We start from the raw sequence: 10,840 nt of genomic DNA on the forward strand, positions 1-10,840 counted from the left end.
TGGCTACGCCAGGTTGGGCCATTAGATGCTAGTAGACCGAGTATTCACCCTGGACACCTCATCGATCAAGGTGGGGCCGGGGGCGATATCCGAGATTGGCTTCGAGGCCGCGCGGCTGGGGATCCGCCGGGCGATGGTCATCACCGATCCGGTGGTGGCCCAGCTCGATTTCTTCAGCGATGCCATCGCCGGTCTCAAGTCAGGCGGGGTGGAGACGGAAGTCTTCGACGAGGTCGCGGTCGAACCCACCGACAGCTCCATGCAACACGCGGTCTCCGCGGCACAATCGGCCCACTGCGACGGATTCGTATCGATCGGGGGCGGTTCCAGCATGGACACCGCCAAGGTCGCCAATCTTTATTCCGTATTCCCGGCCGAATTCGACACCTACGTGAATCAGCCGATCGGCCGGGGCGCGCCGGTGCCCGGCCAATTGCGGCCGCACATCGCCGTCCCGACCACCGCCGGCACCGGTTCGGAGACAACCGGAGTGGCGATATTCGACTACGCCGAACTGAACGCCAAGACCGGGATCGCGCACCGTGCCCTGCGTCCGACGGTGGGCATCATCGACCCGGCCGCGACCGCAACGCTGCCGCCGATGGTTGCGGCGGCCTCCGGGTTGGACGTACTCTCGCACGCCCTCGAATCGCTCACCGCGATACCGTTCGGGCAGCGCGAGGCGCCGTCCGAACCGGGTATGCGGCCGGCCTACCAGGGCGCCAATCCGATTTCCGATATCTGGTCCACCGCCTCGATCGGCCTGGTCGGCTCCCACATCGTGACTGCGATCGAAGACCCTTCCGATTCCGGGGCCCGCCTGCAGATGATGCTGGCGGCCGCTTACGCCGGAATCGGCTTCGGCAACGCCGGAGTCCACCTTCCCCACGGAATGTCCTACCCGGTCTCGAGCATGGTCCGCAATTACCAGCCGTCAGGATATCCGCCCGGCAAGCCAATAATCCCGCACGGTATTTCGGTCGTGCTCAATTCGCCGGCGGTTTTCCGCTGGACCGCATCGGCCGACCCGTCCAGGCACCTGGAGGCGGCCCGCCTTATGGGAGCCGCCGTGGCCGGGGTTGACCACGCTGACGCCGGCGCGCTGCTGGCCGAAACCGTCATTGCCCTCATGCGACGGCTGGAATTGCCCAGCGGCCTGGCCGCGATTGGATTCGGGCCCGACGACATACCGGCGCTGGTCGAGGGCACCCTGCCGCAGCACCGTGTGACCAAGCTCTCGCCGCGGCCGGCCGGACGCGATGATCTGGCCGGATTGTTCAGCGACGCGATGAGTTACTGGTAGCCGCCGTGCCGCGGGCTCTTTTGACCGACACGTTCTGGGTGGGCACCCGGATCGAGGACGAGGTCCTGGGCGGGGCCGGCATCGAATACAAGATCGCCCCCAGCGGCGACGAGGCGACCCTGGTCGAAATGGCCCGCGACTGCGACGCGATCCTGACCGTTTTCGCCAAGACGACGGCGGCCGTCATTCGATCGCCCGCCGACCTGCGGGTCGTGGCCCGCTACGGGGTCGGCGTGGACAACATCGACGTGTCCGCCGCCACCGCGCGCGGCGTGCCGGTCACCTACATCCCCGACTACTGCACCGAGGAGGTCGCCGGGCACGCGCTGGCGTTGCTGCTGGGCCTGAACCGCGCCCTGCTAAAGACCCACCGCGGCCTTATCGAGGGAGGTTTCGGAGTCGGTCTGGCCAAGCCAGTCTGGCGCCTGTCAGGGCTGCGCCTGGGGATCGTCGGTTTCGGGCGTTGCGGCAGGCAGCTGGGCCGGATCTCGGCCGGATTGGGGATGGAGATCGTCGCCTGCGACCCGGGCTTCCCGACCGGCGCCGCCGACCCCGAGACCGGCGCCCGCTTCGTCTCCCTGGACGATATCATCGCAACCGCCGACATGATCAGCCTGCACGTACCGCTGCGACCCGATACTCACCATCTTTTCTCCGACGCCGAATTTGCGGCAATGAAAGACAGCGCTTATCTGGTCAACACCTCCCGGGGGCCGGTGGTAGACACCGTCGCCTTGGCCAGAGCGCTGGAGCAGGGCCGGATCGCCGGCGCGGGGCTGGATGTTTACGAAACCGAACCGCTAGAACCGGACCACCCGCTGCGGACGGCGCCGAACACGATCCTGACTTCGCACACCGCTTTCTACTCCGAGACCTCGCTGGAGGAAAACCGGCGGCGCGCCGCTCAGAGCGTGGTTGACGTCCTGGCCGGCCGAGAGCCCGACCACATCGCCAACCCCGACTTTGCCGAGGGCGGCAAGGGTCGCTCCCGCAGCTAGTAGATCCCCCGGAACATCTCCTGCAGCTCCTCGAAGGAGGCCTGGGCGGGACTCTGCAGCTGCAGGCGTTCGGAATCGGCGGTCAAACGCGCCATTTCGTCGATGTCGTCCATGCGCACGCCGTAGGCGCTCATCCGGGTCTCGATTTCCAGATCGTCGACCAGTTGCTCGACGACCCCAATCGCGGCATCGGCGCGGGCCGTGGTTGCGGCGATCTTGTCCGAGATCCCCAGCGGACCGGCCAACTCCGCCACCCGCTCGGGCACGGTTCGCGCGTAGAACTTGAATATCGGCACCAGGCAGATCGCGTTGGCTATGCCGTGCGGGACCTTGTAGCGGGCGCCGATGACGTGGGCGGCGGCGTGAATGATGGTCACGCCGGCATTTGCCAACGTATATCCGGCCAATAGCGCTCCCAGCATCTGGCCGCTGCGCGCCTCGATATCCGAGCCCGTCCGGTAGGCGCGCGGCAGGTTCTGGAGAATCAATCCCATCGCCTCGCGGGCGAACATCTTCGTTTGCACGGTGGCGTTGCTGGAGAGGTACGACTCGGTCGCGTGGCAGAACGCATCGATCCCCGAAGCGGCGGTCACCGCGGGCGGCAGACCCAGCGTCAGTTCGGGATCAACGATCGCCACGTCCGGGTAAATGTGCGGCGAAATAACCGGCACCTTGTTGGAGGAATCGTCCATCACTACCACCGCGTTGCCGGTCACCTCGGAGGCGGTGCCGGCGGTGGTCGGAATCGAAATGTTGGGTAAACCGGGACGGGTCACCTCGTTTACCCCGATCAGTTGCTCGACCCGCTTGCCGTTGGCGACCGCGCAACCGGCGATCTGCGCGGTGTCCATCGAACTGCCGCCGCCCAGGCCGATGACGACGTCGGCGCCGGAACCGGCGATTTCATCGGCAGTGGCGTTGATCAGCGACGCCGGCGGTTCCTGGGCCGGGTTTTCGCGCGTCTGGAAGGGGATTCCGGCCTCGGCGAGAAGCGATTCAACCCGGTCGACGATGCCGGCCTGGCGCAGTCCTTGGTCGGTGACGACGAAGGCCTTGCTTCCGCCAAGGTATCCGAATTCCTCGGCCAGCCGGCCAACCGCGCCGGCTTCGAAATCCACGATCTTGGTCGTCCTGAATACGGCAGGGTCTACGGCCATGAAAAATCCTCGGATCGCTGTCGTCCGTTGAGCGGACGGTTCTGTTGCTGGGGTAACCCCTGATATGTTCGCCGATTTTTTGGCCGGCGCCGGCTTTCGCCGACCGGCGGCACCGCCGCGCGACCCGATTCGAATCGGCGGCGGCGGGCGGGGCGAGAATATCCGCTGACTTTCCCTCTCGGCAGGCAGTACCCACTGAGAATCGCGATCCTCCCACGCCCGGCCGCCGCGCGGCTGCTGGTTGCCCTTCTGGCAGTGGCCGCCGTGATCGCGGTGAGTCCGGCTTTCGATGCGGCCCTGGGTCAGGATGAACAGCGCTGCGCGGCCACCGCGCTGGGCCAGCTTTCCGATCCGACCGCCGCGCTCGAGGCCAGCGGACGCTGGAGCACCGCCGACTGCGAGTCCGAACTGCGCCCCGGGAGCGAAGCCAGGCATTTCGAATTCGAAGTGGCGGCGGCCGGGCGCGTGCGCATCGAGCTGACCTCCGAATCGGCCGATCCCTATCTGTATCTCTTCGACTCCGACGGAAACCGCCTGGCCGACGACGATGACGGCGGTCAGCTGCTGAATGCCCGCATCGAACGCGAACTCGAGCCGGGCACATATCAAATCGAAGCCACAACGGTCGGCGGACGCGCCCGCGGGGCGGCTTCCTTCGCATTGACGATTGGGTTCGTCGAGGGTTGCGAGATCATCCCTCTGGGTACTTTGCAGCCGGGAACCGACCTCGCCGCCTCCGGGACCTGGTCGCACCAGACGTGCGGCTCCAGGATCGTCGTCGCCCACCCGGCTCGCAACTACCTATTCCAAATTCCGGAGCCAGGTCGCGTCCGCGTCGACCTCACGTCGACGAACGGCGACCCGGTTCTGTCGATGGCCACTCCCGAAGGGGCCGTGATCGGCGCGAATGACGACGGCGGGATAGGCAACAACGCGCGCATCGAGAAATTCCTGCCGGCCGGCGCGTACATCGTCGAGGCAACGACCTACAGCCGTGGGGGTCTGCAACCGCTGGCGGCCGACTTCGAGCTATTCATCCGACTGATCGACGAGCTGGACCGGCAGCTGATGCCCGCTCCGAAAGTCGAAGCCCTGGTGGTCCCGGACCGGGTAATCGCCGGCGAACCATTCACGGTGCACTACCGCGTGGGTAACGTCGGCGGTGGCGATTTGCACGAAGTCGCCCCGATCGTCCAGGTCCAAGGCTACGGGCCCGGCAGCACCGGGGGCTTCATCCGGCAGTGGTTCTACAACCTGGCGGTGACGGAATCTGCTTGGAGCGCGGGCTCCTCGTACCACACCGGCGACGTCACGGCCAGCGGTTCCAGCGAAACCCTTGCGGGGGTGGCGGCCCAGGAAATGACCCTTAATCGACCCGGCCGGTCCTGGGTGCTTGTCGCGCTTTTCGTCCTCGATGAGGAAAGACGTGGCGTCAGTTACCACAGCGTCTGGAAGCACATCGACGTCATCGACGGGGCCACGTTCGGACCCCTGCGCGTACGCGTCGACGACTCAACCTTCGAGGTGACCGCGCAATCGGATGCCGACGGCGAAGTCACCCGGACGGTCACCGACCTGGCCGACCGCGAAGCCGCGGTCGGAATTCTGCAGCGCAGACAGGCAGTATTTGCCGCCGGGGTGCGGAGCGTGCTGTTAGGCGGCATCTTCGACCGGCCCGCAGTTTCACGGTTGGAGGAACTTCGAACCGGCACGGTTCCGGTTCCGGGAGACCCGGATTTCCCCACCGGCCCGACGCCCGATTCGGTCCGCGCCGCATTGGCACGTGACTACCTGATGTCGGTGACCGAATCCGGCCTCGCCGGATCGCACTCCGCGGGGCTGCTCATAGATCCGGCGCGAGTCGAGGGCCTGGTGCTGGTAAGCGCGCAAAATGCGTCGCGAAAATACGCGGCCCTTGCCTCGAGCTGGCGAAATCTCCAGTCAAGGCTGGCCGGAGGCGCGGCAATCTCCTACGCGGAAGCGCTCGCCCTGCTTTCCCAACTGAGGTACGCCGAGAGCGTGCTGGCGCCCCTGATCGACGCCGGCGAACTGGTTCGGTCAGCCCGCACTGACGATGAAGGTTGGGACGGCGCGGTGGCGGAGCAGTTGTCCGAATTCGCACGCGAAGCGACGTGTTTTGGATCCGTTCGCGGCCTGGCGGGAATGCTGGCCCTGGCCGACGGGGCGGATCCGGCGGCGGCTCTGGATCTTGACGCCGAACTGCGGCTCGCGTTGCCGCTGTTCGGGTATTTGGTCGACAACGCCCAGTGCGCGATCGCGGAAATCGACGACGAAAATGACCAGCTCTTGAGTACGCTGGGCATCTCGCCATTCCAGGCACTCCAATTGCCCGGGTACCGGTTCGTATCCACCGCTCCGGCTGATGAACCCGATCCGCACCGCCTGCGCATCCTCGTCCGCGTGCATGAAGACGGTCGCGTCGAGCACGCGGTAGAGCTGGCCAACGGCCGCCGAATCCTCCCGCAACGAAGGTTCCTGGAAGCGGATTCGCAACCCGGCGCCCAACACTCAAGCAGTGCAGTCCAGCTCTTTGGCCAGTCGATCGGCGTGATCCGTTCAATCCGCGACGCGGAAGGCCGGATCCTGCTGTCATTCCTTGCGTCCGATGGTGCGCACATCGAACCACGGGCGAGGATCCTGCCGGCCGACGCATCTGTCGGCGTCTGGTTGCGGACGAGCCAAATCGAAGTGCCGCCGGCCACGCCTACCCTGGCGGCGATCGGATAGCGATTTGACCAGTGCCTAGCCGATTGAAGGGTCCGAACTCTCCCTGGAAGCCAACCAATGTCTGAACCAATTGAATTGATCGTCGACAGCGACTGCGGCGTCGATGACGCCGTAGCGCTCTGGTACGCGTTGACCACGCCGCAGTTCGACGTCGCGCTGATCTGCAGCGTTCACGGCAATGTCGGCGAACCGGCGGTGGCCCGCAACATTGCCCGGGTTCTGGGCGCCGCCGATCGGTCCGATGTGCCACTTGCGTTGGGCGCGGCCGACGCCCTGGCCGGTTCGCCGGTTCCGGCACGGGCCAGCTACGTGCACGGCGACGACGGGCTCGGCGATGCTGAGCTTCCCGATCACGAAATCGACCCACATCCCCTGCCGGCCGACCAGGCGATCGTCGACCTATGCCGTCGCAATCCCGGGAAGTACACCCTGGCGGCCCTCGGCCCGGCCACCAACATCGCCCGCGCGCTGCGCCTCGAACCTGGACTGCCGGGGCTGCTGAAGGAGTTCATATATATGGGCGGCACCTTCAACCTGCCCGGGAACGTTTCGCCGGTGGCCAGCTTCAACGTGGCCGGCGACCCTCTGGCGGCCAAGGAAATGGTCAACGCCAACTGGCCCAGTCCGCCACGGATGCTCACTTTTGACGTGATGAAAAACACCACCTTCGGCGAGGCCGAGGTGAGCCTGCTCAACGAAGGCCGAACCGCGGCGGCCCGATTCCTGCGTGAGCCGCTGACCCACTACCACGCGGTAACCGCGAAAGCCAATGCCGGCGGCCGCATGGTCTGTCCGGACATGCTGACGATGGTCTGGCTGTCCGACCGCGACGCGGTCGACTCGGGCCTGTATCCGCTTGACGTGGACGCCGGCCGGGACGCGGCCTGGGGGATGACCGTGGTCGATCTGCGGTCCCAGGCCCTGTTGGACGACGCGATGCGGCGCTCGGTTGATCCGGCGGTGACTCCGACCGCGGTCTGGGAGATATCGCGTTCGGCCGACGAGGGTGCTTTCAGGGCCGCATTCGCATCGCTGCTGGGCGGCTGATTCGACCGCTTCCGGGTGGTTGGATTACAATCTACAGCTAACTTTGCCAAAGCCCGTCCTTGGACGCGGTATCGCTTGATGCCGAAACCAGGCTGAGGCAGCACCTTTTACAAGTCAATATGTGCAAAACTTCAGTTTTGCCGACCCGAGGAATCCAATAGATCCCAAGATATTAAGGGCGATTGGTGGATGCCTTGGCACTAGGAGCCGAAGAAGGGCGTGGCAGACTACGAAATGCTGCGGTGAGCTGTGAGCGAGCTTTGACCCGCAGATGCCCGAATGGGGAAACCTGGCAGGCGGAAACGCCTGTCGGCCTGTTCTGAAGGATTTCCAAAGTAGGAGCAGGTAGGCAAGCGGGGGAATTGAATCATCTAAGTACCCCGAGGAAAAGAAAGCAATAGCGAATCCCTCAGTAGTGGCGAGCGAAAGGGGATCAGCCCAAACCGCGTTCATGTATGAAGGTGCAGGCCGTTGTGCGCGCGGGGTTGCAGGATCGAACCGGTCCCCCTGCAGGGACCAAGGAAGTTACAAAGACGCAGGTTAGCCGAAGGCGGCTGGAAAGCCCCGCCAGAGACGGTGATAGCCCGGTAGGCGAAAGCCCGCGACCTTCCGTTCTAAATCCTGAGTACCACGGGACACGTGAAACCCTGTGGGAACCTGGGAGGACCATCTTCCAAGGCTAATTACTCCTGGTGACCGATAGCGAACGAGTATCGTGAGAGAAAGGTGAAAAGTACCCCGGGAGGGGAGTGAAATAGAACCTGAAACTGATCGCTTACAAACAGTCAGAGCGCTATGGCGACTTGGGCCAAGCGCGGGTGGTTGAACGCGGGGACTGCTTCGGCAGGAATCGCGGGACACCGCCGGCGCCTAAGCCCGTAAACGGTCGCAACGCGTGATGGCGTGCCTATCGAAGAATGAGCCGGCGAGTTAACTGTTGTGGCGAGGTTAAGAATCTCTGGTTCGGAGCCGGAGCGAAAGCGAGTCTTAATAGGGCGAATAGTCACAGCGGTTAGACCCGAAACCAGGTGATCTAACCATGGCCAGAAGGAAGCGGAAGTAACATTTCGTGGACGTTCGAACGCACCAAAGCTGCAAATTTGGGCGATGAGCTGTGGTTAGGGGTGAAACGCCAATCGAACCTGGATATAGCTGGTTCTCCCCGAAATAGTTTTAGGGCTAGCGTCCGGATCTTGAGTCTGCTGGGGGTAGAGCACTGACTGGGCTAGGGGGCTCACGCTTACCAACCCCTATCAAACTCCGAATACCAGCAGATATACCGGGCAGTCAGACAGTGGGGGCTAACCTCCATTGTCGAAAGGGAAACAACCCAGACCGCCAGCTAAGGCCCCTAAATCTCGACTAAGTGGAAAACGATGTGAGATTGCTGAGACAGCCAGGATGTTGGCTTGGAAGCAGCCACCATTGAAAGAGTGCGTAACTGCTCACTGGTCAAGCGATCTTGCGCGGAAAATGTAACGGGGCTCAAGTCGAGTGCCGAAGCTGCGGGAGCCGCCGCAAGGCGGACGGTAGGGGAGCGTTCCACGGGCAGAGAAGGTCGAGCGAGAGCACGGCTGGAGCGCGTGGAAGTGAGAATGCCGGCATGAGTAGCGAAATGCGAGTGAAAAACTCGCACACCGTATGCCCAAGGTTTCCTGAGGAAGGTTAATCCGCTCAGGGTTAGTCGGGCCTAAGTCGAGGCCGACAGGCGTAGACGATGGACAACTGGTTCACATTCCAGTACCACCTCGGGTTCTATGGACATTGGAGGGACCCAGCGGGGTAGGTCGAGCGCGTTGACGGAATGCGCGTCTAAGCACGTAGGTTGGTCGCATAGGTAAATCCGTGCGACTGGAAATCCGAGATGCGATGGGGAGGACCTGCTTCGGCAGGACCGACTCGATTGAGCCCGGCTGGCAAGAAAAGCTTCGTGTCCGAACCCAGGTGCCCGTACCGCAAACCGACACAGGTGGGCGGGGGTAAGTGCCCCAAGGTGATCGGGATACCCTCTGCTAAGGAACTCGGCAAATTGACCCCGTAACTTCGGGAGATGGGGTGCCCCTTTTGGTGAACGGCCCACGCGGCCGGGAGCTTGAGGGGGTCGCAGTGCACAGGCCCAGGCGACTGTTTAACAAAAACACAGGTCTCTGCTAAACCGCAAGGTGATGTATAGGGGCTGACTCCTGCCCAGTGCCAGAAGGTTAAGGGGAGAGGTGTAAAAGCTTTGAACCGAAGCCCTGGTGAACGGCGGCCGTAACTCTAACGGTCCTAAGGTTGCAGAATCGCTAGCCTTAGAGAAACCGAACTATATGCGGGAAAGCCCTCCAAAACCGATCGGTACTCGCCGGTCTTGATCTTTGAATCAGGACTCGGCAGTAAAAATCCGACGGACATGGGGGTAATCCGCAGGGAAGACCCGGCTAAAACCGGGAACCCTCAGAGACCAAACGTTCGGAACTGACATATGAATCTGAATGCGGCGTGGGTCACGGGTTTTGTGGACGGTGAAGGCTGCTTCCACATCGGCATCAGCCGACATGGGGAGATGAGCACCGGATACCAGGTGCTGCCGGAATTCACCGTCGTCCAACATGCCCGCGACGTCAAGGTACTCCACGGCCTCAAAAGCTATTTCGGTTGCGGAGTGGTTCGCAAGAACCACGGCGATCGAATGGCTTATAGAGTGAGGAAACGAGAGCACCTTTTGGAGCGCATTGTTCCCTTTTTCATGAAACATCCGCTAAAGACGCAGAAGCGACTGGAATTTCTCAAATTCCGGAAAGTGCTGCTGAGGATGGAGAAAGACGAGCATTTGACGCAGGAAGGTTTGACGGCCATCCGCGCGATCGCCGCGCAGATGAACCGCAGTCGGTTAAGAGAGAGTCCAGCCTACCTGGAAACAGGTGGGAGCGACTGAGCGAAATTCCTTGTCGGGTAAGTTCCGACCCGCACGAATGGAGCAACGATCTGGGCACTGTCTCGGCAGGGGACCCGGCGAAATTGAAGTGCCCGTGAAGATGCGGGCTACCCGCAACAGGACAAAAAGACCCCGGGAGCTTTACTACATCTTGGGACTGATCCTGGGGCGTATCTGTGTAGGATAGGTGGGAGACTGTGAAGCCGGGACGCTAGTTTCGGTGGAGTCAATGGTGAAATACCACCCTGGTGCGTTCTAAGGTCTAACCCGCGGCCGTTATCCGGCGTGGAGACAATCTCAGGTGGGTAGTTTGACTGGGGCGGTCGCCTCCCAAAATGTAACGGAGGCGCCCAAAGGTTCCCTCAGGTTGGATGGAAATCAACCGTAGAGCGCAAAGGTATAAGGGAGCTTGACTGCGAGACATACACGTCGAGCAGAGACGAAAGTCGGGCTTAGCGACCCTGCAGTTCCGAATGGAAGGGCTGCAGCTAACGGCTATAAGTTACCCCGGGGATAACAGGCTAATAGCGCCCAATAGTCCACATAGACGGCGCTGTTTGGCACCTCGATGTCGGCTCGTCGCATCCTGGGGCTGTAGCAGGTCCCAAGGGTTGGTCTGTTCGCCCATTAAAGCGGCACGCGAGCTGGGTTCAGAACGTCGTGAGACAGT

Annotated in this window: 5 protein-coding genes and 1 rRNA gene; 5 read left to right on the plus strand and 1 reads right to left on the minus strand. The window is 62.8% G+C overall.

Annotation, left to right across the window (positions count from 1 at the left end; translation table 11 throughout):
- Positions 1-25: 25 nt before the first annotated feature.
- Both F4X41_06465 and F4X41_06470 read left to right on the plus strand, forming a co-directional pair.
- On the plus strand, positions 26-1,303 hold the full coding sequence (locus F4X41_06465) for an iron-containing alcohol dehydrogenase (protein MYB16663.1): 1,278 nt from the start codon (positions 26-28) through the stop codon (positions 1,301-1,303).
- On the plus strand, positions 1,273-2,301 hold the full coding sequence (locus F4X41_06470) for a C-terminal binding protein (protein ID MYB16664.1): 1,029 nt from the start codon (positions 1,273-1,275) through the stop codon (positions 2,299-2,301). The genes F4X41_06465 and F4X41_06470 overlap by 31 nt, the downstream gene beginning before the upstream one ends.
- On the opposite strand, the gene F4X41_06475 is transcribed toward F4X41_06470, so the two are convergent.
- Positions 2,298-3,893, minus strand: a complete 1,596-nt coding sequence (locus F4X41_06475) for an iron-containing alcohol dehydrogenase (GenBank protein MYB16665.1) — start codon at positions 3,891-3,893, stop codon at positions 2,298-2,300. The genes F4X41_06470 and F4X41_06475 overlap by 4 nt on opposite strands.
- Between F4X41_06475 and F4X41_06480 the strand changes: the two genes are divergently transcribed.
- The 3 genes from F4X41_06480 to F4X41_06490 all read left to right on the plus strand — a co-directional run.
- Positions 3,624-6,206 carry a hypothetical protein gene (locus F4X41_06480; protein MYB16666.1) on the plus strand — a complete coding sequence of 861 codons (2,583 nt, stop codon included), beginning with the start codon at positions 3,624-3,626 and terminating at the stop codon, positions 6,204-6,206. The genes F4X41_06475 and F4X41_06480 overlap by 270 nt on opposite strands.
- A gap of 57 nt (positions 6,207-6,263) precedes the next feature.
- Positions 6,264-7,253 carry a nucleoside hydrolase gene (locus tag F4X41_06485; protein ID MYB16667.1) on the plus strand — a complete coding sequence of 330 codons (990 nt, stop codon included), beginning with the start codon at positions 6,264-6,266 and terminating at the stop codon, positions 7,251-7,253.
- Between the two features lie 164 nt (positions 7,254-7,417).
- Positions 7,418-10,840 (plus strand): 23S ribosomal RNA (locus F4X41_06490); the annotation flags it as partial.

It is taken from the genome of Chloroflexota bacterium (genome assembly GCA_009840625.1).
In the GTDB taxonomy this organism is placed as follows: Bacteria; Chloroflexota; UBA11872; order UBA11872; family VXNJ01; genus VXNJ01.

Excerpts from the sequence above, each read along its gene's own strand:
- F4X41_06485 (MYB16667.1), top strand. The coding sequence starts at position 6,264 with ATGTCTGAACCAATTGAATTGATCGTCGACAGCGACTGCGGCGTCGAT.
- F4X41_06475 (MYB16665.1), bottom strand. The coding sequence starts at position 3,893 with ATGCCTGGCTTCGCTCCCGGGGCGCAGTTCGGACTCGCAGTCGGCGGT.
- F4X41_06465 (MYB16663.1), top strand. The coding sequence starts at position 26 with ATGCTAGTAGACCGAGTATTCACCCTGGACACCTCATCGATCAAGGTG.